Consider the following 23,321-nt stretch of genomic DNA (forward strand, 5'->3'; position numbering starts at 1 on the left):
TTTCTATTTCACAGTGACTAATGTTACATAATTACCGTTTATTAATATAAATTGCTCATAACAAAGTTATTAACGTTACTTGTTAAAAACTATGATAAATATCAGGAGATAAAAAGAACAATTATGTGCCTTCGGTTACCTAAACTGCTTAAATTTACGGGTATCTTTATAAAAAATACTTCAGTATGGAAGAAATGCTTTTTTACGATAGAATGCAGTTCGCATTCACGATTACTTTTCACTACCTTTTTCCGCAATTAACGATGGGCTTGTCCTTAATCATTGTTTATTTTAAATGGAAATTTCTAAAAACTGACGATATAAAATACAATAAAGCGACTCATTTTTGGATGAGGATTTTTGCTTTGAATTTTGCTATGGGCGTGGTCACTGGAATTCCAATGGAGTTTCAATTTGGAACGAATTGGGCTAAATTTTCAGAATTGACAGGAGGTATTATTGGGCAGACATTAGCAATGGAAGGCATGTTTTCCTTCTTTTTAGAATCCTCCTTTTTAGGCATGTTTCTCTTTGGAGAAAAAATTATAGGACATAAATGGCATTTTGTAACTGGACTCCTCATTTTCTTAGGGTCATGGGCGAGTGGTTTTCTAATTATTGCTACCCATTCCTGGATGCAAAATCCTGTAGGCTATGAGATTCTGGCTAATGGTAAATTTGTGCTGACTCATTTTGCCGCTTTGTTTACAAACCCTTGGCTTTGGCCTTCTTATTTGCACAATCAGGCAGCTTCTCTGGTAACTAGCTCTTTTGTAGTAGCAGGAATTGGTGCTCTGTATATTCTGAGTAAACGCAATGAGGATTATGGTAAGTTATTTCTAAAAACGGGAGTCATTTTTGGATTAATATCTAGTCTAATTGTGGCAGTGCCTACGGGAGATTTGTTAGCTAAAAATGTGGTAAAATACCAGCCCGTTACTTTTGCATCCATGGAGGGGATTTTTCATACTGAACAAAAAGGAGCCGAAATTGTTTTGATAGGGCAACCTGACGTAAAAGATAAAAAATTAGATAATAAGATCGCTGTCCCTAATGTTTTAAGTTTTTTGACTTATGGAAATTGGGATACTACCGTAAAAGGGTTAGATCAATATGATGAAAATACATATCCTACTAATATTTCAGGACTGTATTATGCTTATCATATTATGGTAGGCTTGGGAACGCTATTTATTGGTTTAATGTCTTTGGCGGTTTTACAGCTATTTAGAAAAAAACTATTTGAGACCAAATGGATTTTATGGGCTATATTCTTCATGATGCCATTTCCATATATTGCCAATACTACAGGATGGTATACTTCTGAGCTAGGGAGACAACCATGGTTAGTATATAATTTATTACGAACATCAGAAGGTATATCGCCCACGGTTTCTTCCGGGAATACCTTGTTTACCTTGTTGGGATTTGTAGGTTTGTATCTGTTGTTAGGCTTATTATTTCTACTATTGGTTGGAAAAGTAATTAAAAATGGTCCTGAAACTGTAAAAAAATAAATGATTATGGAGTTCTTTTGGTATGTTGTTTTAATGGGAATTTTAGCGGTTTATGTTATTTTGGATGGCTATGATTTTGGGGCAGGAATTATTCATTTATTTTTTGCCAAAACGGAGAAAGATAAAAAAGCAATAACGAATGCCATTGGCCCTTTTTGGGATGCTAATGAAGTGTGGTTAATAGCAGCAGGAGGAGTATTGTTTTTTGCTTTTCCTACGCTATATGCTTCTTCTTTTAGTGGTTTTTACTTGCCTTTAATGATGATTTTATGGTTGCTCATCTTTCGAGCGATCGGTTTAGAATTACGTGGACAAATACATCATCCTATGTGGGAAGTGGTCTGGGACAAAGCCTTTGGGATAGCGAGTTTACTGTTGGCATTATTTTTTGGCGTTGCCTTAGGAAATGTGGTTCGTGGTGTAAACCTAGGAATGGTAACAAACGGAGTTTCGACTCAGGAAGCGCACTTTTTCTTTTTACCCTTGTGGAACCCTACATTTAGCCCTAAAGCCGATCAGTTAGGGATTATCGATTGGTTTACCTTGTTTTTAGGGGTTGTAAGTGTGGTGGCCTTAATGATTCATGGAGCCAATTGGATTATCTACAAAACCAATTCAGATTTGAATCCGAAGTTAAAACAAGTTGTATTTAAACTCAATTTTGTATTGCTGGCTTTAGTGATAATTTCATTATTAATTTGGCATAATATTGAGCCACATCCTTTTCATAATTATATAGATAACCCTATACTTTGGGTTTTTCCTTTATTGTGCTTTATCGGTATTTTTGGATTATTTAAAGTAAGGAGTTTTAAACATGACGGTGCGGGATTTTTATTCTCAAGCTTATTCTTGTTGGGAGGATTTACATCAACTGCAGCTTCTATTTTTCCTAATGTTCTGCCTTCTACGAATAGTGTTAATCCTTCCTTAACTATTTACAATGTGGCTGCAGATGATTATGGGCTATCAGTAGGCGTATATTGGTTTGTAATCGCTTTGATTTTGGTAATCACATATTTTATTATTCAATATAAAGTCTTTAGTGGAAAAATGGATAACGTAGGCTATGGCGAACACTAATTTATCTAAAAGGCTAAATACAAAAACTCCCTTGTCAATGTTATGGCAAGGGAGTTTTTTATTGGAGAACTATAATACTACGCTGTTCCTTTTAATATTTTATTCCAGTATAACCAAGGTAATATCTTAGTTTTTAATATCCACATCGACCAACGCGGTTTTGCTTGGTCGAATGGAAAAGTCATTTTTGGTTTGTTATCATAATCAAACTCAGCCAGCATTAATTTTCCGTATTCTGTAGGAATAGGGCAAGCGCTATAGCCATCATATTTTTTTGAAGGAGCTTTGCCTTGTATTACAGATAAAAGATTATCAACCACTACAGGAGCTTGTTTTCGTATGGCCGCTCCAGTTTTACTGGCAGGTGCGTTGATGCAATCTCCTAGGGCAAACACATTGGGGAAACGGGAATGCTGCAAAGTGAATTTATCAACTTCCACGAACCCTAAAGGACTGTTGGGATCAGCCAACGGACTTTTTTTAATAAAATCGGGTGCCGATTGTGGAGGTACTACATGACAGAGATCAAATTGTATTGAAACTGTTTTTGTTTCGGCTTTATCATCATTAGTAGCAATTGCGTAACAAGAAGCGTCAATTGTGGATAGGCTTTGTTTTATTGTTTCATCAGTATCTTTAGTCTCGTACTCAACTGTTTTTGCTGCCCCGTCAATTGCTGTTACGTTAGCGCCAAAATGAGTATGTATTTTATATTTTTGTAGTACTTCTTTAAGTGTTTCTGCATATTCGGGTACGCCAAAGATACCAGCTCCTCCAGATATATAATGAACGTCACATTTATCCATAATTCCTTTTTTTCTCCAATAATCACAGGCTAAATACATTATTTTATGAGGAGCTCCACCACATTTTATGGGTGTTGAAGGATTTGTAAAAACGGCAGTCCCTCCTTTAAAGTTCTCGATGAACTCCCAAGTTTTAGGTGCAAATTCAAAGGAGTAGTTACTACTTACATTATTTTTACCTAAGGTTTCTTTAAGGCCTTTTATTTTGTCCCAGTCTAATTGGATACCTGGGCTTACAACTAAATATTGATAACTGATTTCTTTTCCGCTTTGGCAAATCACTTTGTTTTCCGCGGGCATGAATTCAGTAACCGAATCAATAATCCAGGTACTGTTTTTTGGAATATAATCTTTTTCTTTTCTTCTAGTTTTATTTATATCGTAGATACCAGCACCTACCAATGTCCAAGCGGGTTGGTAATAATGTTTCTCAGAGGGTTCTATAATTCCTATTTTCAGGTCGCTTTTCTTGCGAAGTAGTTGCGAAGTAACAGAAAGTCCTGCGTTGCCGCCACCAATAATTAGTATTTGAAAATGTTCTTGCATGATTGATAAGTATTAGAGTTACTACAATGATACAACATTAATCGCTGAAATTCAGTAACATATGTTACATGACATCTTATTTAAAGAAAAGTTCCGTTACGATAATATAGATTCCCATTACTAATACAAACCAGCCAAAAGCAGGTTTCAGTTTTGCCCCGTCAATTTTTTTAGACAATTGGGTTCCTATAAATAATCCAAGAATCGCCATAGCTGAAATGATGAGCAATAATTTGTAGTCCAATTGGATACCACCTAGTAAGTCACCGCCAAATCCAATCAGAGAGTTTATAAATATGATAAATAATGAAGTTCCTACGGCTTGCTTCATAGGTAAATTAGCAAAAAACAGTAAAGCAGGAATAATTAAAAATCCTCCACCAGCACCTAAAAATCCTATTATCAACCCGACAAATAATCCAATTACAGCAAGTATTAAAAAATTAATTTCTTTTGCTTCTTTAACTTTTTTTGATTTTCGAATCATAGAAACCGAAGTTGCAATCATAAGAAAAGCAAATACAATCATGATCAACAAATTCTTTGTGATGTCAAAATCATTAAATGAAAATAGAATGTCGGGAAGTAGCGGTAGAATAATTTTTCGAACAAAAAGTAAAGATAAAATAGACGGAACTGCAAAAACCAAAGCAGATTTAATTTTTAAATTACCTAATTTATAATGATTAAATGAACCAATCATAGAGGTGAACCCGACTATGAATAGGGAATAGCTAGTTGCTTGTTCTGGATGTACTTTAAAAAGATAAACTAAAATTGGAACAGCCAGTATTGATCCACCACCACCTATTAGCCCCAAAGAAAGACCGATAATAATTGAAGCTAAATAACCAATATATTCCATCTCTTAATTTTTCTTACAAAGGTTGTTCCTATTTATTTTACAAACAGTAACAATTGTCACATAGCCCATTTTTTTTAGGTCAAAAGTTCGATGTGATTGCGATGTAACTTTACTAATTCACGTTGTTCCATTTTTTTTAGCAATCGCGAAATCACTTCTCTGGAAGTATTTAATTCTGTTGCAATTTCTTGGTGTGATAATTTTAAATCTTTGCAGCCACATGCGTCTGAATGGCGTTTCAAATAAAATTCTAAACGCTCGTCCATTGCCCTAAATGCGATGCTATCTACGACTTCCAGTAATTCCTCAAATCGGATTCGATAAGTGAAAATTACAAATTCATACCAACTGCGGTGTTCCATCATCCATTTTTCCATTAAAGAAAGCGGAACCATAATCAATTCTACATCATCAACTGCCTTAGCCATTATCTGGCTGGTTTGACTTTTAGTAGCACATATCATAGAAACGGCACAAGCTTGTCCTGGTTGCAAATAATACATTAAGAACTCCCCGCCATTTTCACCTTCTCTAAAAACTTTGAGTTGACCTTTAGTAATCAACATAGTATAGTTGATATACTGACCAGTTCGCATGATTACATCTCCAGCTTTAAAGGATTGAATTGATGCATTGTTTTGAATATCATGAATCAACTCATTAGAAAAAGTAGGGAACGTTTGTTTTAGAGAATCTTGCATTTTGAGTTTTAGTTTGAATTAGCTTTTGTGTGCAATAATGTAAAAGTACGTTAATTATTGTTTAAGTTAAAGGAACAGCTGTAGTAGTTAGCCTTCTTATTTTTCACGTCATACTCTATGAAGATTCGGCAATTTTCCTATCGATTTAGTGGGCTATTTTTGATGATTAATAGTGAAATGTATAATTGACTGATTATTAAATAGTCGCGAAAACGTTTTCACGGATTTATTATTTAATTCTAAATTCGTAAGTTTATTGTTATCAAAAAACATTGTAAATTTACAAAAAACAGTATTATGAATTTAACACAAGAAGATTGGATCTCTCAACTTGAAGGAGATGCCAATGCAGTTATCCTGGACGTACGCACAGAGGATGAATACAATGACGGAATAATCTCTAATGCCATAAATATTGATATTCATCAAGGACCTATTTTTGTTTCTGAAATTGAGACTTTGGACAAGAGTAAAAACTATTACGTTTATTGCCGTTCTGGAGCTAGAAGTGCCAAAGCGTGTGAAATAATGAATGAATTAGGAATAGAGAATGCCTTTAATTTATCAGGCGGAATTTTAGCTTGGGACGGCGAAATTGTATCACCCTGATACTTTAGAGCGCAAAATCTATTGCTATACCTTATTAAAAATAACATCAAAAAGAACTAAATGAACGCAATACCAGAAGAATTTCAGATTAAGACATTATTAAATCAAGATACTTATTTAGTGAATGGTGAGTTGAAAAAATGGGACGGTCAAACATCAGCCGTTTTCTCCACAATTTCATCTACTGAAAAATACGAACCAACCATATTAGGATCTATTCCATTTATGGGAGAAAAGGAAGGTCTTGAAGCCGTTGAAGCAGCTGATTTAGCGTTTAATAACGGTCAAGGATTGTGGCCTACAATGAAAGTAGCTGATCGTATCAAGTGTATGACTCGTTTTGTTACTCAAATGGAAACTACTCGCGACGAGATCGTGAAGTATTTGATGTGGGAAATAGGGAAATCACTTCCTGATTCTCAAAAAGAATTTGATAGAACAGTAGAGTACATCTATGATACAATTGAAGATTATAAAAAATTAGACCGCAATAGTGCCCACTTTACTAAAAGTCAAGGTGTAAATGCTATGATACGCCGTGGACCGCTTGGAGTTGTGTTGTGTCTTGGACCATACAATTATCCTTTAAACGAAACATTTGCATTACTGATTCCTGCTTTAATTATGGGGAATACTGTAGTGTTCAAACCTGCAAAGCATGGAGTTTTATTAATTTCACCTTTATTAGAAGCTTTTAAAAATAGTTTTCCAGCAGGTGCAATCAATATTGTCTATGGTCGTGGTAGAGAAGTGGCAGCTCCCATTATGAAATCTGGAAAAGTAGCGGTTTTAGCATTAATCGGAAATAGTAAATCGGCTATTGCTTTGCAAGACCAACATCCTAATAAAAATAGATTACGTTTAATTTTAGGCTTGGAAGCCAAAAACCCTGCGATAATTTTGCCGGATGCCGATTTAGATTTAGCTATTCAAGAATGTATTGCTGGAAGTTTGTCCTTCAACGGACAACGTTGTACCGCTTTAAAGATATTATACGTTCATGAAAGTATTGCAGAAGAATTCAACAAGCGTTTTGCTGCCAAAGTGGATGCACTTGTTTTTGGAAATCCATGGGACAAAGCTGTTTCCCTGACTCCATTACCAGAAAAAGAAAAACCGGCTTATATCCAAGAATTAATTGACGACGCTCTAAACAACGGAGCTCAGGTAATTAATGAAAAAGGAGGGGAGCATTCTCATAATTATATCTTTCCTGCGGTTTTATATCCTATTAACAAAGAGATGCGTGTGTATCACGAAGAGCAGTTTGGACCTGTAGTGCCTATTATTTCTTTTAAAGACATTCAAGAGCCTTTAAATGACATGGCCGAGTCAAACTACGGTCAACAAGTAAGTTTGTTTGGAAAAGACATTAAAACCATTGCACCGCTTATCGATACTTTAGTTAATCTGGTATGTCGTGTAAATCTAAATAGTTCTTGTCAAAGAGGACCGGATATTTATCCATTTACAGGACGTAAAGATTCGGCTGTAGGAACCTTAAGTATACACGATGCCTTGCGTTCATTCTCTATTAGAACTTTCGTAGCTTCAAAAGACAATGACTATAATAATGAAATTTTACAAGCTTTGTTGAACAGTGATCAGTCTAATTTCATTACGACCGATTATATTTTGTAATTAAGTTTTCATAAATTAAAAACCGTCTCGTTGATTGTAACGAGACGGTTTTTTTACGGATAGAAAAGTATGCAGTGTTAAGTTCTATTTTTTTACAATTTTTTCTTTGAATACGATTTTGTTATCGACACTCAAGGTATAAAAGTAAATTCCAGATTGTAAATTGCTTAACTCTAACCTTGTAATGTTTTCACTTAAAGTTCCTTTTATCTCCAATGGATTTCCAATCATTTTTCCAGATACGCTATAGAGTCTCAATTCTATATCTTTTGGACTATCAGTTCTAATTGATACATAAGTTTCTTCTTTAGCTGGATTTGGATATGTTTTTACTGAAAAAGCTTTTAATTCCTGATCTGTTATCGATAAAACAGTACTAACATTTACACTAAATGATGTACTTATCATTCCACCCTTACCATCTCTCGCAATTACAGTAACTAAAGTACCTCCAGTAGCTTTAGATAAAATAGTCAAAGTACTTGCGTTAATTGTCACTTCTGCAACCGTACTGTTTTCATTTGTTACTTCATACGTTAGCACATCTAAATCCGGATCAGAAAAAACTTCTAAAAGATTAATGTTTTTTTGATCTGGTACTATTAATGACTGGTTTGAAATGGTTTGTTCTACAATTGGTGACTGGTTCTCTTTTTGAACTGTTAAAGTACCAGCACTATAAGTGAATGTATAATTTTTAGCTTCGGCTAAGTCAGCAGTAATAGGATAACTACCTACAATAGAATTTGTATTTGCAGTAGTGCTCAAAACAGCTAACTTGCTTACTGATGTGATATTATCTTGGTATACAAAACCATTATAAGCAGCCGTCAGTGTTGGATTTTCCTCTTTGTAGAACTTTGTTTTATCATCTGCTTTTACAGTTAAAGCTGCTTTGTTTATCGTGAATGATTGATTTGCATCGACCGCAGCCAAATAATATTCATTTCCTGATTGTGAAGCAGTAATAGAAACTGTTCCCGAACCAATAATTTGAATTTTTCCATTTGTAACTTTGGCAACAGTTTCATCTGAACTTGAATAGGTAATGTCTAAATTTGAAGTCGATGAACTACTTAAGTCAAAACTAGGCGCTCCATAAGTTTTAGAATCAATGGCACTAAAACTTACAGTTTGTTCTGCTTTTTTAAGGTCAAAACGGGCAATAACTGGTCCGTGATCTGAAGTTGTATTTACATAATTAGATATGTCTACTCTTGGGTCATAAACTGCTATTGAATTAGGGACATAGTCCTTTGTTAATTCATTAGAAATTATAATATGGTCTAAAAATCCTCCTGAGGATAAATAACTATAGGCTCCAGCTTTACTGAGTTCTAAAGTTAGCGCATTATATCTATCGGTATCTTCAACGATTTTTTGATATGATGAAGGATTTCCTGCAATAACAGAGGTGCTCACATCATCATTATAGTCTCCCAGAATCATAAAATTAGCATCTGGATATTGAGCGTCTAAGCTGTCTTTTAATACTTCAGCATCATATTTACGCATGTTGTATTTACTGATGTCAGCACCGCTATTAGCACGAGCGTGAATGTCTATAATATTGATTTCTTTTTTTACGCCAGCGATATTAGTTTCTAAAGTAACCAAGTAAGGCAAACGACCTGATGAAAAGAAACTTTGACTATTTCCGCCAGGATAATTTGACAATGTAGTTTTTCCTGCGCGAATGTCATTATATAAAGTGTTCAGTAAAACTTTAGTGCTTTTTACTTTAGCAGTTTGAGTATTGTAGATAACCACTAGTTTCTGATCAGGAAAATCAGCTGATGGCGGGTTAAAAGAGTAAGACCAAACTGGTGAAATGACTTTGTCAAAAGTCTTACCATTAACACTTATTTTTTGAATTAAGTTATCCAAAGAAGCCATGTCAGACACTTCCTGTACCGCATAAACATCGGCGTTTAATTTGTTCATTACTTTAGCCACGTTTTCAACCTGTAAAGCATCATCTATTGGACCAAATTCTGTTCCAGTCGAACCTATTATATCGCTACCAAAAAATTCTAAATTGTAGCTCACTATATCAAAGGTTTCAGTTTTAGGTAAGGAAGAACCAGTAAAAAATCCAATTTTTTGGTCTAGTCCGGTTCCAAGAATGCTAAGAGCTCCAGTAATATTTAAGGCCTTTACTGATGGCGAAAAGCGCGCATAAAGTGTTTTACCTGCAATTGCAGCAGCGGCTGCAACAACTACTTGGGATTTGAAGGTTACATTATCTGTAGATATTTGATAATCTTGCGGCGCTGAGATAGTAATGTCTCCATATCCTCCGGCCATAAATACAAATGATTGGCTCTCTGAGGTTGCATTAGGATTTATTTCGCCAAAATTCAAATTTGGATTTGAAGCTAAAAATGTAGATTCATTCGTAATGCTAACATCATCAACAGTCCATTCTGCTGCATTATTACCTCCATTTGTAGGAGTTTCATAAACCCAAGCTATATAAGTGTGGTTCGTTTTATAGGCTTCTAAATTAATATACTGTGACTGTTTAAACACAGCAGTAGTGGTAGGGAAATCTCCATCTAACGTAGTCCAAGTCGCTGTTTCAGGACTACTTTTTCCATCATAATTAGTAGAAACCATTAATTTTAAAACGGTACCTTCATAATATTTGCGGGAGTAAAAAGAAACTAATGGGAATTTATTAAAATTGTCTAATCTTAAATTAGGTGAGATTAACCAGTCCTTGCTTGGACCAGATTCGGCGTAACCATTAATTTGTACTGCAGCTGGAGAACTATTAAATTTGACGCTTGTGCTCTCCCACTTAATTTTATCTCCTGCAACACTGTAGGAAGTCCAACCGCTGTTGCTAAGCACATTTACATCATTAAAATTTTGAAAATACGGATTAATTCCTGTACCAGACAAAGCTATTTTTTTATTGCTCGCTCCCGTAGATTGATGGGCAATTTCCCCTGTGAAATCCCCTGTAGTAGTAGGACTAAAACGCACATAAACTGTAGGCTTGTTCTCGTTGTCAAAATCCTCCTTAGCAAAAGATATTGATGATTGGAAAGTTCCATCTGCACTTTTAGATAAACTAAAATTTGTAGTGGTAGTTAGGGTGACAGAGGTGTTTAGATTAGTTCCTTGAACTTTATAACTCAAAAGCTGTGAATCAAAATTTTGTTCAGTAAAATTAAAATCAAGAGTTTTAGTCGTAGTGACTAATGAAGGAACTGGGGTATTAGATGTTTTTACATCTATTTGGTTACTATCTGCTTGTTGATTACCATAATTATCCTCAGAAATTGAAAATAAAGAATAATTTGTACCTAATATTAAATCGCTAATTGTTATTGTATACACTAAACTTTCATCGGTTATATTCAAAACTCCCGATTGTAAAGCTGGAGTTCCATTCGCATCATGACCTGCTTTTATCTCACTAGCACTTGGTTTAGCACTTCCTGAAGGTAATAATACAAAATACGTTTTACCAGTTTCATTTATTTTGGTAGAAAAATCAAAATCATTAGATAGGATATTACTTATTTTTGGATAATCTGTATCGTTTACCGGAGGTGCTGTATCATTCTTAATACTTATATTGTCAATCGCAAATGATGGTCGTGAACCTGCTCCTGAATTCTGTTTAGAAATCCATCTGATTTGTACAAGCGGCTGATTGTTACATTCTGCTGGTAAAATAACCTTAATAGGAGTCAAATTTAATCCTGAAGTTCCTGTTACTTGTTTAGTTCCATCGTTTAAATAAGCTGTTTGAAGCAGTGAGGTAAAAGGAGTGTCATTACCAATACGATATTGAACTATCATCTCAGAGATTCTATTGTTGGAGTTCCCATCATAAGGGTTACGAATGACCATTGCATCGTATTTTAACTCAATTCCATATTTATCGGAGGTACTAAAAGCAAACGCAATAGTCAAATCTAGAGATCCGGTATTTAAAAAACCAATTTTACCATTATAATTGTGGATGTTTCCGCTTGTGGTTGAAGCAGTGCTATTAGCAGTCAGTGGTTTGTCTGCAGCTAAACTAGCGCTTGTGTTATAAGAAGCTCCCGGATAACTATTAGTAGACCAGCCTTGAAAACCAGGTGGATAAGTTGTTGAAGTACTTGTTAGATCACCGAAATTTTGTAAGTAAGGTAATGTTTGTGCTACTGGAGATGTTACTTGTGCAAATACAGGTAAGGAAAAGCAACAAAAAACACTTAGAAAAGCCAATAAATAAGCTGATTTGTAAAATTGTTTCATATATTAAAATTTGAATTTATCGGTAGTAAAAGTACATTATTTACTGTTATGGGAACGTTATTGAATTGAAAAATTAACAGTCTTTTTTTGATGATTTAGCGCAGTTAAAAGAGCTTTTTCGGAGACTATTATTAGTCTTTTTGCCAAAAAGGAATGAAATTATTTTACTGTAAATTGTTTTTTGGAGCTAATTGTATCATGTCATTCTTAAATAGAAACAGTTTATGGGCGATTATTATTTCAGGATTTCAGATTAATTAACTGAGTTACCGCCTAATTTTCTAAGATTAGGTATTTTTATGGAGTTACGCTCTATAGATTTTTAGGCTGTTTTTTATTTTCAGGTAATTAGTGTTACAAAATAGGGTTGATTGCTACTAATAGTACATTAGTATTTGTTTATTTCTAAAAAATTAATCATGAGAGAAAAATCATTTTTATTAGTACTGTTTGTAGCTTCATTTTTTGCACAAAATAGTTTTGCTCAAGAGCTCTATACTCCACGAAATATAAAAGAGGCTTATTCAAATGCTAGTCGTTCCAAAGACGGAAAGCCAGGAAAAAAGTATTGGCAAAACCACGGAAAATATACTATGGAAATTAGTGTTGATCCAACTACAAAAATGGTAAGTGGAACTGAAAGTATTGTTTATGAAAATAATAGCAACGATACTTTAAAAACGATAGTTATTCGTTTTGTAAACAATCTCCATAAACCTACCTCACCAAGAGGAGGCGAAGTAAGTCCTGACTTTTTATCAGCAGGATTAACAATTACCTCTTTTAAAATAGATGGCGAAGTTTATAATGAAAATGCTAAAAAATGGGGAACTGTTGGTACCGTTAAACTAAAAAAAGCATTGGCACCTAATAGCAAAACTACTTTAGATATCGACTGGAATTATCCTTTGTCTAAGGAAAGTGGTCGTGAAGGACAAATTGATGAAACTACATTTTTTGTAGCATATAGTTACCCTAGAGTTTCGGTTTATGATGATTATAATGGCTGGGATAAATTGCCACACACGGATCGTCAGGAATTCTACAATGACTTTAATGATTATAGTTTTTCGATAAAAGCACCTAAAAATTATGTGGTTTATGCGACGGGAGATTTACTAAATCCTGATGAAGTTTTGCAAGCTGAGTTTTCAAGTAGATTGAAAAAATCCTATACCTCTGATGCCGTTATTCATATTGCAAATGAGCAAGAAATGAAAGAAGGTAAAGTTACTTTGCAAAACGATTGGAATACTTGGAAATTTGAAGCGAATGACATTTCAGATGTATGTTTTGGTTTGAGTAATCATTATTTATGGGATTCAGGAAGCGTCATCGTAGACAATAAGACCAATCGTCGTGTAAGTACGCAAGCAGCTTATGATGTAAAAGGTACTGATTTTATTAACTCGGTTAAAAACAATAATTATGCTTTGGCTTGGTTTTCTAACAACTGGCCAGGGATTCCTTATCCTTATTCTAAAATGACTGCTTTTCAGGGATTTGCTGATATGGAATACCCAATGATGGTAAACGATTCTCAGACAGGAGATGCTGTTTTTGCGCAGTTAGTACAAGATCACGAAATCGCACATACCTATTTCCCTTTTTATATGGGAATTAATGAAAGCCGTTATGCTTTTATGGATGAAGGTTGGGCAACGACCTTAGAGTACCTTATTGGAATTTCAGAGCACGGAAAAGAAGCTGCTGATAAATTTTACAAGCAATTTAGAGTAAATCGCTATATAAATGATAAATCAGCCGAAGAAGATCAGCCTATAATTTCGATGTCAACTCAACTGTCAGGAGCGGGTTATGGTAATAATTCATATGGGAAAGCATCTCTTTCTTATTTAGCTTTAAAAGACTTATTAGGGGATGATTTATTCAAAAAAACATTACATACCTATATGGAAGATTGGAATGGTAAACACCCAATTCCTTGGGATTATTTCAACTCGATAAATTCGACTTCAGGTAAAAATTTAAATTGGTTCTTTAACAACTGGTTTTTCACTAATAATTATATTGATATCGCTGTTGCAAATGTGAATTCGAATACCAAAACACAAACAATTTCGATAAAAAACGAAGGCGGTTTTGCGATTCCATTTGATGTAAATATTATCTATACAGATGGAACTAAAGAAGTAGTTCATGAAACGCCTGCGGTTTGGGAAGCCAACCAAAAAATGGCAACAATTAGTTTTAAAGGAACTAGAAAAATTAAGTCGGTAACACTAGATGGCGGACTTTTTATGGATGCCACACCAAAGGATAATACTTGGATTTCTAAATAGTAGCTCCCAATTTAAAGTAATATAAGCTATTATTAAAATGAACTTTCAAATACAGAATTATGGTTCTAAACTTGTTGGTTTACTAATATTTAATTTTTTTTCAATCGATTTCAATATGTTTAATTGTTTTGCTTGACTGTCAAATAAAACTTTGATTTGTTCTTCAATTAATAGATCGACTTTTTCATGTAAAGCTCTAATGGCTAATTCCGATTTCAAATTGATTAAATAGTCATTCTCGCTGCGTTTCCTGTCTTTTTCTTCTACTCTATTTTGGCTCATCATAATTACAGGAGCTTGAAGCGCAGCAATACAGGACAATATTAAGTTCATTAATATAAAAGGATAGGGATCAAAATTATCTCTTATGGGAGTAATGGTGTTTAGTAATATCCACACAAATAAAATAACAAAAAAAGAGATGATAAATGCCCAGCTTCCACCAAAACGGGCTACTTTGTCAGATATTTTTTGACCTTTGGTAAGTACATCTTCTGGTGGATTTAGCAAATTATTAATTATCAGCTTCTCGTCTTCTATAGTTTGTTGCACGATTTTTTGAAGTTTTGCTAATTGTGCTGCTTCTGAATTCAGTAGTGTTTTTGAGTCTTTGTTCATTTTAATTAAGCTTTAAATTTTTACATGCTTCATAATTCTAAACAAGATTATAAAAAGAATTCTGATTATTTATTATAGAAAAAGATTTTCTGCATTGTTTCTTGGAAATAGGAAATCGATAAATCGCTTCGACCTTTAAAAAAGGACTGTAATCTAATTCAGAGTTTAATTTAGTTCTGTGGTTTCCAAACTTAAAAGGAGTAATTGATAAATCAATTTTATCGTTAACGGCGTATAGATCATAACTGTTTGTGGAATGCCCAATTTTTAAACGTAAAAGAAGGTTTTTGTCCAATGAATTATTTTGGACGTAGGATGAAAACTCTAAGGAGTTGTTTTCTGAATAAGCTGTTAGCGCGTTGTCATTTTTAATTTTGAATGTTTCAGAGTTTCCTTTGTAGTCGATTCCCAGTCTCGTTTTACTGGAAACACCAAAATTCATATCAAAAAGTCCCGGCAGTAAAGCACTAATTTCAAAACGAGAATCAGGGCTGATGTAATAAATGCCTAGTAAGGGAGTAATATAAAAACCAAAGGCTTCATTTCCTGTATATAGTCCAAATTTATAATTAAAGTTTTTGCGCTTTTTATACGTCCATACCGCAATTCCCCCCATAAATATCATCTAAGCCTATGTTTTTATAATCAGAAGCGAGTATGGGAAGTAAGATATACGTTCCTGTCCAACGATCAGAATGCTGAGTAGTAAAGCCTAATTTAAGGCGGGGGTATAGTATAGTTCACTGTAATTAGAATAAGGAAATAATTGTAGTTTTTTAATGTTAAAATCAAATCCAGTGATAATAGCCGTTTTTTCATTTAAAACAATTGGCAAAGTTACTTTAGAGTCAAAAATAGAAATAGTAGTGTTTTTAGCACTATTTTCAAAAGAAGTATCTCCTGATTTAGAATAGCTTATGTTTAAGAGATCCACATATTCTTGTGCATTACTTAGTAGCGGGGCTATTAAAAACAGGAAACTAAGTAATTTTTTTAGCATTTTATAAATGTAAGTTTTTTTATTATACGAAAAGCTTTATTTTTATAGCCAGCAGGTCTTTTTATTACAATTATCAGTTTTTATATGAAGTAGTTATGAAAAATGAATTACTATGAAAAAGTTAGGGGTTTTAGCAGAAATCTATTCTCTAAATTACATAAAGACCGAGCCAAAAAAGAAAATAAAAAAATCCGTTTAAAACAGTAGCAAAAAATATGCAATACGATTTTGATTATATAATTATAGGAAGCGGTTTTGGCGGTTCAGTAAGTGCTTTACGACTTTCAGAGAAAGGGTATAAAGTATTAGTAATTGAAAAAGGAAAATGGTACAAAGCAAATGATTTTGCCAAGACCAATTGGAATCTAAGGAAATGGTTGTGGATGCCTTATTTGCGTTTCTTTGGCATCATGAAAATGAGTATTTTCAGGCATGTTGTGATTATATCTGGTACAGGAGTTGGTGGTGGTTCTTTGGTCTACGCCAATACTTTGCCCATTCCCAAAACTAATTTTTATAAGACAGGAAGTTGGAGTGAGCTCGAGGATTGGGAAATAGAACTTAAACCTTTCTACCAACAAGCGCTTAAAATGCTAGGTGCTTCTAAAAACCCTAAATTATTTGATGGTGATATTGCTTTAAAAGAATTGGCAAAAGAATTGGGACGCGAAGATCAATTTGAACATCCAGATGTGGCTGTTTTCTTTGGCAAGGAAGGACAAAAAGTGAAAGACCCCTATTTTGAAGGCAAAGGTCCAGATCGAGCAGGATGTACTTTTTGCGGAGGCTGCATGACAGGTTGCAGGCACAATGCAAAAAACACTTTAGACAAAAATTATCTTTATTTAGCTCAAAACCTAGGAGCTACAATTCTAGCCGAAAATGAAGTTTATGATGTAAAACCTTTAGATAATAAGGAGGGAGCAACAGGATTTAAAATTTCGGTTCGATCCAGCACTCAATTTTTTAAGAAGAAAAAGGAATTCACTTCAAAAGGGGTGATTTTCTCAGGCGGTGTATTGGGAACCGTAAAACTCTTGCTTAAACTTAAAATGAAGTCCCTTCCATTATTGTCAGATAAATTAGGAGACGACATTAGGACAAACAATGAAACCTTGATTAGCGTTTCTACTTTGGATAAAAATAAAAATTTGTCAAAAGGGGTGGCGATAGGAAGTTTATTGCATACAGATGATAATAGTCATTTAGAAATTGTGCGTTATGCTGAGGGATCTGGTTTCTGGAAATTACTTCATTTCCCTATTTCTCACGGAAAAAATGCAGCAACGCGTTTTGTAAATATGATACAACAACTGCTAAGATATCCTTTGAGTTATTTCAAGATTTACTTTAGAAATAGTTGGTCAAAAAGCACTACCGTTTTGTTATTCATGCAATCGATAGACAGCACGTTGAAATTTAAAAATAACTTTTTTGGAGGAATGTCTTCCAATGTCAGTTCAGGAGTGAAACCAACTGCTGATATTCCAGAGTCGAGAGATTTGACTGATAAATACAGCAAGATAATTAATGGAAAAGCCACCTCTTTTGTTTTAGAAGCCGTTGCTGGTATTCCAACAACCGCTCATGTATTAGGAGGTGCGGTTATGGGAAAAGACAGTTCAAAAGGAGTGATAGATAAAAACAACAAAGTTTTTGGGTATGAAAATATGTTTGTCATTGACGGCGCTATGATATCAGCAAACCCAGGTGTCAACCCTTCCTTATCAATCACAGCAATTGCCGAAAGAGCGATGGCTCAAGTTCCATTTTCCAATGAAATAACAGTCTGAAACAACAGAGAATTCGATTAAAGGATAAAATGAAGATGTAAACGCCATGTTCTTTCCGTTTCCTAATTACTCTTTATATTGAATTAATTGTTTAATTTAGTAGGATCAAAAAGGATTTTGTAAATAGTATCCAGCTGTAAAGTTATTATTGTTCTGTCGATTAATAACGGTAATCATAGCTCGTAAAAACACATTGTTATCAAGAAAAAAATCAAAATAGTAAAAGAAAACATCCACGAAAGACTACATCGTGAGCCTTATTTTACGCACCCCAGATTGAAGTTTATTCCTAATATTGTAGTGAATCTGATTAGCTTCCTACTTTCTTTTGTAGTGGTTGTAAGCGTGCTTTATTTTGTTTTGAAATTTTTGATTTTAAAGTTTTATCATTTAGATTAATTACAAATTCCACTTTAAAAATTTCATCATAAAAGTTTCTAAGACATCTTATGCCTTGGCAGATTGACTTCCTGTGGATAAGGGGCTCGATGGGTCATGCTCACATCTTCTTTAATTTGTTGATGCGCTTTGTACTGTCTGTCTTTAGAATTAGAATAACGCGGATCGGGGATGAACGGCATTTTTGCCATTTTGGTGATGGTAATAGTGGGGAAGTGGTAATCCACTTCGACAGTTCCCAATAACAAATAGCAACCTCCGCCCTGAAAAGGATATTTCTGTAAACTATCAGCAAAATGAGCTGTGTCAAAGAATTCTCCTTCGGCATCAATCCAGGTTCCAAAATACATAGTTCCCCTTTTAGTAGGCACGTGTTTTCGAGAAATAAGATACGCCAGCATTTTTACGGTTCTCTTATGATACTGCAATAAATCTTTGGACAATACATCACCGCGGTATTTTGTCTGTAATAAGTCGAAAGGGGAGCAGGAGACTGGAAAACTGAGTAGTTCTATCTCGTCGAAGGCATCTTCAAAAGGAGAACGTTCTAATACGGGAAGCGTATATTCTTTGACTGGCTCCTGAAGCAGCATTAAATTCCGGTTTTCCGGTTTGAAATTCACTAGTATCAATCTGGCGATTACAAGCAATTGATTTTTTGTCTTGGCTGTAAAGCGGAAGGCACCGATGAAAATTAATATTTGGATTCCTTCTATTCCTATCGGAATGCGATTGATGAAATCTTCGAGTGATTGGTATTCTCCGTTCGTATTGCGTTCTGCAACGATACGATGCGCTGTTTTAGATTCGAGCCCTTCAAGTTGCATCAAACCCAGATAGACGTCAATTCCATAAACGGTAGCTTCGTATTCGCTTTTATTTACACAGGGAGTATGAATGATACCACCGGACATTTTGGCCTCATGCACATACACTTCCGTTCTGTAAAAACCGCCTTGGTTATTGATTACAGCCACCATGAATTCTACGGGGTAATATACTTTCAAGTACAAACTTTGATAGCTTTCGACCGCATAAGAGGCTGAGTGGGCTTTGCAAAAAGAGTAGCCCGCAAAGGATTCTATCTGTCGGTATATTTCTTGACTGAGTGCTAGAGGATGTCCTTTTTGGGCACAACAAGCAAAAAAATTGTCTTTTACTTTCTGCAATGCTGCCATGGAGCGTCCTTTGCCACTCATCGCCCGACGCAGAATATCCCCATCAGAAGCAGGGACTCCTGCAAAGTGCAGTGCAATTTTGATAACGTCTTCCTGATACACCATAACGCCATAGGTTTCTCCCAGATGTTCTTTGAATGTTTCATGAAAATATTCGAACTGATCGGGGTGGTTGTGTCTAAAAATGTACTCTTTCATCATACCACTTTGTGCCACACCAGGACGAATGATGGAGGAAGCAGCGACCAATATTTTATAATTGTCACATTTTAGTCTTCGCAATAAGCCACGCATGGCAGGGCTTTCGATATAAAAACAGCCAATGGTTTTTCCGGTGCTTAAAAATTCATTGCACTTTGCTTCATTTTTTGACAATGCCGTATCTCGAATATTGACTTCAATTCCGCGGTTTTTCTTAACCAATTTTACCGTGTCATCAATATGACCGATGCCGCGTTGACTTAAAATATCAAATTTTTCAAAACCAATATCTTCGGCCACGTGCATGTCAAACAAAACAATGGGAAAGCCTTTTGGAGGCATTTCTAAAACCGTATAATTTGTAATAGGTTCTTCCGAAATTAAGATTCCGCAAGAATGCATGCTGCGTTGATTGGGATATTTTTCTAGTAGCATGCCATATTTCTGTACTAGGGCAACTACCGAATTAGTATCGTGCAGCTGCATTGGATTTTTTGCCAGTGCATCCAGTTCTTCTTTGGGTAAACCAAAAACTTTACCCACTTCCCGAAATATCGAGCGGTATTTGAATTCTACATTGGTACCACAAAAAGCCACATGATCTCGACCGTAGCGATTAAAAATGTATTCGAGAATAATATCCCGTTCTTTCCAGCTCCAATCAATATCAAAGTCGGGCGGACTTTTGCGATTCAGGTTTAAAAAACGTTCAAAGTACAAGTCCAGTTCTAGCGGGCAAATGTCTGTAATGCCCAGACAATAACTCACGATACTGTTTGCACCACTCCCTCGCCCAATATGCATGAATCCCATGCTGTTGCTGTATCTAATAATGTCCCAGGTGATTAAAAAATAACCGCTAAATTTCAATTCATGGATGACTTTTAATTCTTTCTCTACTCTGGCACGTGCTGGAAGATTATTGTTGCCGTATTTCTTTATTAACCCTTGGTTTGCAAGGCTTGTTAGGAGTTGGATATCATTTTCTCCACTTTCTGTATAATGTGTTTTGTTTTTGGGTGTTTTAAATTCGAATTCAAAATTACATTCGGTAATGATGCTTTCGGTGTTTTCAATAATTTGGGGGTAATCGCTAAATTTCTCCAGCAGTTCTTCTAATGGAATCATCGTTTCAGATGTTCTACAATAATCGGCTTCGGTAAGTTTTGACAAAATGACATTGGTATCAATTGCCCGAAGTATTTTATGCAGATTAAATTCTCTCTTTGTCCTGAAATTCACTGGCTGCAAAATGACCATTTTCTCCAGTTTGCTTTTCCATTGATTATGAAATAGCAAGGGAAGCTGCTCTGGACGCATACCCAAAAATTCAAAATCCCTAAATACGTCAGGAGCATTCTCGACTGGATAGATGATACTTACATTAAGAAATTCTGGTGCTTGAGCGGGTAGGGGCGTTTTATCGAAATTATGTTGCGTCAGAAATCGGTTCATTTCGGCAAGACCTAGAGCATTTTTGGCTAAGCCAATATAAAGCAGTTTGTTATTGTACCTAAATTCAATTCCGACGATTGGTTTTATAGCAACAGCTTTACATTCTTTGATGAAATCATAAATACCAGTAACGGTGTTGATATCTGTTAAGGCCATGGCTTTTACACCGCATGCGGCGGCCAGTTGCACTAATTCGGTTAAGGGAATAGTGCCATAACGCAAGCTGTGATAAGAGTGGCAGTTGAGGTACATTACTTGTTTTTTACTTTGAGAGTGGCGCCGGCACAACGAGCCACAGCATCAAAACCGTAGCGTTTTTTCATTCGATCCATCGCCTGATACAGCGACAGCATTTCCTCCGTATCTTCAAACATATTGATTTGGTAAGTTCCGCGAACCAATCCGCTAAAGCGAATACCAATTAGCCGCAACCGCATGCGACGCTGGTATAGTTTGTCGAACAATTCGGTGACGCTCCTTGTCAAAGTATGATCAGCCGAAGTGTATGGGATTCGGCATTGCTTTGTTTCGGTATCAAAATTAGAATAGCGTATTTTTATCACTACCGTTGAGGTAAGCCATTCCTCGGAACGCAATTGAAAAGCCAGTTTCTCCACCATGCCTACCAGTATTGATTTTAATTTTTGAATGTCGATAGTATCCTGCCCAAAGGTGTGTTCTGTCGAAATGGATTTTCTTTCCGTATAAGGTTCCACCGGATTGTTGTCAATACCATTTGCTTTTTTCCAGATATCAATACCATTTTTACCAATCATTTGCTGGAGTACTTCTGCCGGCATTTCTGATAATGTTTGTATGGTTCGAATACCAATGCGCGACAGCAATTGAAAAGTAACATCGCCTACCATGGGAATTTTTTGGATGGACAACGGATTTAAAAAAGATTTCACCATCGTTTCCGGAATTTCTAATTTCCCTGTTGGTTTAGATTCTCCAGTTCCAATTTTAGAAACTGTCTTGTTAACAGATAATGCAAAACTTAGTGGTAATCCTGTTTCTTTTGTAATTGACTGTGCGAGTTCGTTAGTCCATTGGTAACAGCCGTGAAACCGATCCATTCCCGTAATATCCAGATAAAATTCATCGATGCTTGCTTTTTCTACAATAGGCGCTTTCTCTTCGATAACTTGGGTAATATCATGGGATAATTTAGAGTATAATTCCATATCGCCTTTCATTACTTTTGCCTGTGGACAAAGACGCAGTGCCATTTTTATTGGCATCGCAGAGCGAACACCAAACGTTCGGGCTTCATAGGAACAAGAAGCGACCACGCCTCTATCACCACCTCCAATGATTAGCGGTAAACCATTTAATTTTGTATTGGTTAACCTTTCGCAGGACACAAAAAAAGTGTCCATATCCATGTGTACTATTGACCTTGTCATACTGATTTTATTTTTCAAATTGTACATCTATCCATTTCATTCTAAAACTTCCCTAGCAAATTTGATTTACAAAATTAGCACAGATTATAACAAAATAAAGTATATTTGCTGTTACAAATTATAACAAAATTACTATGTCTTTATTTTCCGACAACATCAGACAGCTAAGAATTAAGAAAGGTATTTCTCAGGAAAAACTGGCTCAAAATCTTTTAATAACAAGAGGAAGGTATGTTAAATATGAAGACGGCAGCTCTGAACCTCCGTATGATATTTTGAAGAGAATATCGTATTATTTTCATGTCAGTATTGATATTTTACTCTCGGTTGACGTGCAGAAAATACCTATTGAAGACTTGTTGAAACTGGGAGACAACAGGATATTGTTGCCGATAACCGTTGACCAGCAAGGGGAAAATATTATAGAAATCGTTCCTCATAAAGCACAGGCAGGATATCTTAGCGGTTATGCAGATCCGGAGTTTATAGAAAGCCTGCAGCATATTTCGCTTCCTTTTTTACGGAACGGAAAATTCCGGGCCTTTCCTGTAGATGGAGATTCCATGCCGCCACATAAGAAAGGTTCGTTTATTGTAGGTCAATATGTAGAACGATTGGGTGATGTAATGGACGGAAAAACGTATATCGTAATCACTAAAAGTCAGGGAATAGTGTACAAGCGATTGAACAAAAACGGAAAAAATGCACTGATGCTGCATTCTGACAATACGATTTATTTGCCTTATGAGATTAAAGCTTCGGAGATTCTGGAAATTTGGCAGTATGCCTGCAGTATTGCTACTAATGAATTTATACCCGATGATTTGAGTGCGGAGAGTTTAAAGGATATGTTTAGGGAACTGCGGAAAGAAATTCGAGAAGTGGGAAATAAAATTAATTAAAGAACAGAACCGCCAGAATGATGCCTTGGCTTATG

The 23,321-nt window shown here is 35.3% G+C and carries 16 protein-coding genes; 7 read left to right on the forward strand and 9 right to left on the reverse strand.

The window, feature by feature from the left end; genetic code table 11:
* The first annotated feature begins 185 nt into the window (after positions 1-185).
* Positions 186-1,517, forward strand: coding sequence for a cytochrome ubiquinol oxidase subunit I (locus QO200_RS03205; RefSeq protein WP_371536270.1), 1,332 nt, complete (start codon positions 186-188; stop codon positions 1,515-1,517).
* 6 nt (positions 1,518-1,523) lie between these two features.
* A complete protein-coding gene (cydB, locus tag QO200_RS03210; RefSeq protein ID WP_371536272.1) occupies positions 1,524-2,600 on the forward strand; it encodes a cytochrome d ubiquinol oxidase subunit II in 1,077 nt (358 codons plus the stop codon).
* Between the two features lie 77 nt (positions 2,601-2,677).
* On the opposite strand, the gene QO200_RS03215 is transcribed toward cydB, so the two are convergent.
* From QO200_RS03215 to QO200_RS03225, 3 genes are all read right to left on the reverse strand, one after another.
* Positions 2,678-3,952 (reverse strand): FAD/NAD(P)-binding oxidoreductase, encoded by a 1,275-nt coding sequence (locus QO200_RS03215; protein ID WP_371536274.1) that lies wholly within the window; start codon positions 3,950-3,952, stop codon positions 2,678-2,680.
* 76 nt (positions 3,953-4,028) lie between these two features.
* Positions 4,029-4,817 (reverse strand): sulfite exporter TauE/SafE family protein, encoded by a 789-nt coding sequence (locus tag QO200_RS03220; protein WP_371536277.1) that lies wholly within the window; start codon positions 4,815-4,817, stop codon positions 4,029-4,031.
* A gap of 74 nt (positions 4,818-4,891) precedes the next feature.
* Positions 4,892-5,518, reverse strand: a complete 627-nt coding sequence (locus QO200_RS03225; RefSeq protein WP_371536280.1) for a Crp/Fnr family transcriptional regulator — start codon at positions 5,516-5,518, stop codon at positions 4,892-4,894.
* Between the two features lie 297 nt (positions 5,519-5,815).
* Here QO200_RS03225 and QO200_RS03230 point away from each other — a divergent pair, with 297 nt between their 5' ends.
* Positions 5,816-6,127: a rhodanese-like domain-containing protein gene (locus QO200_RS03230; RefSeq protein ID WP_371536282.1), complete on the forward strand. Its 312-nt coding sequence runs from the start codon at positions 5,816-5,818 to the stop codon at positions 6,125-6,127.
* A 60-nt stretch (positions 6,128-6,187) separates the two neighbouring features.
* The gene (locus QO200_RS03235) at positions 6,188-7,768 is read left to right on the forward strand and encodes an NADP-dependent glyceraldehyde-3-phosphate dehydrogenase (RefSeq protein WP_371536285.1); all 1,581 of its coding nucleotides are present in this window, start codon (positions 6,188-6,190) and stop codon (positions 7,766-7,768) included.
* Between the two features lie 84 nt (positions 7,769-7,852).
* Here QO200_RS03235 and QO200_RS03240 read toward each other — a convergent pair whose 3' ends face one another.
* On the reverse strand, positions 7,853-12,028 hold the full coding sequence (locus QO200_RS03240; protein WP_371536288.1) for an MBG domain-containing protein: 4,176 nt from the start codon (positions 12,026-12,028) through the stop codon (positions 7,853-7,855).
* 419 nt (positions 12,029-12,447) lie between these two features.
* On the opposite strand from QO200_RS03240, the gene QO200_RS03245 reads away from it, so the two are divergent.
* On the forward strand, positions 12,448-14,331 hold the full coding sequence (locus QO200_RS03245; RefSeq protein ID WP_371536291.1) for a M1 family metallopeptidase: 1,884 nt from the start codon (positions 12,448-12,450) through the stop codon (positions 14,329-14,331).
* A 57-nt stretch (positions 14,332-14,388) separates the two neighbouring features.
* On the opposite strand, the gene QO200_RS03250 is transcribed toward QO200_RS03245, so the two are convergent.
* From QO200_RS03250 to QO200_RS03260, 3 genes are all read right to left on the reverse strand, one after another.
* On the reverse strand, positions 14,389-14,949 hold the full coding sequence (locus QO200_RS03250) for a DUF1003 domain-containing protein (RefSeq protein WP_371536294.1): 561 nt from the start codon (positions 14,947-14,949) through the stop codon (positions 14,389-14,391).
* A 37-nt stretch (positions 14,950-14,986) separates the two neighbouring features.
* On the reverse strand, positions 14,987-15,574 hold the full coding sequence (locus QO200_RS03255) for a hypothetical protein (protein ID WP_371536297.1): 588 nt from the start codon (positions 15,572-15,574) through the stop codon (positions 14,987-14,989).
* Positions 15,575-15,661: 87 nt separating this feature from the next.
* Positions 15,662-15,949: a hypothetical protein gene (locus QO200_RS03260; RefSeq protein ID WP_371536300.1), complete on the reverse strand. Its 288-nt coding sequence runs from the start codon at positions 15,947-15,949 to the stop codon at positions 15,662-15,664.
* Positions 15,950-16,164: 215 nt separating this feature from the next.
* Here QO200_RS03260 and QO200_RS03265 point away from each other — a divergent pair, with 215 nt between their 5' ends.
* Positions 16,165-17,742, forward strand: a complete 1,578-nt coding sequence (locus QO200_RS03265; protein ID WP_371536303.1) for a GMC oxidoreductase — start codon at positions 16,165-16,167, stop codon at positions 17,740-17,742.
* Between the two features lie 437 nt (positions 17,743-18,179).
* Here QO200_RS03265 and QO200_RS03270 read toward each other — a convergent pair whose 3' ends face one another.
* Together QO200_RS03270 and dinB are read right to left on the reverse strand one after the other, a co-directional pair.
* The gene (locus QO200_RS03270; RefSeq protein ID WP_371536306.1) at positions 18,180-21,227 is read right to left on the reverse strand and encodes a DNA polymerase III subunit alpha; all 3,048 of its coding nucleotides are present in this window, start codon (positions 21,225-21,227) and stop codon (positions 18,180-18,182) included.
* Positions 21,227-22,384 (reverse strand): DNA polymerase IV, encoded by a 1,158-nt coding sequence (gene dinB, locus QO200_RS03275; protein ID WP_371536309.1) that lies wholly within the window; start codon positions 22,382-22,384, stop codon positions 21,227-21,229. Before dinB ends, QO200_RS03270 begins: the two co-directional genes overlap by 1 nt.
* A 134-nt stretch (positions 22,385-22,518) precedes the next feature.
* On the opposite strand from dinB, the gene QO200_RS03280 reads away from it, so the two are divergent.
* Positions 22,519-23,286 (forward strand): XRE family transcriptional regulator, encoded by a 768-nt coding sequence (locus QO200_RS03280; protein ID WP_371536311.1) that lies wholly within the window; start codon positions 22,519-22,521, stop codon positions 23,284-23,286.
* Positions 23,287-23,321 lie beyond the last annotated feature (35 nt).

This window comes from Flavobacterium sp. Arc3 (genome assembly GCF_041431375.1).
In the GTDB taxonomy this organism is placed as follows: Bacteria; Bacteroidota; Bacteroidia; order Flavobacteriales; family Flavobacteriaceae; genus Flavobacterium.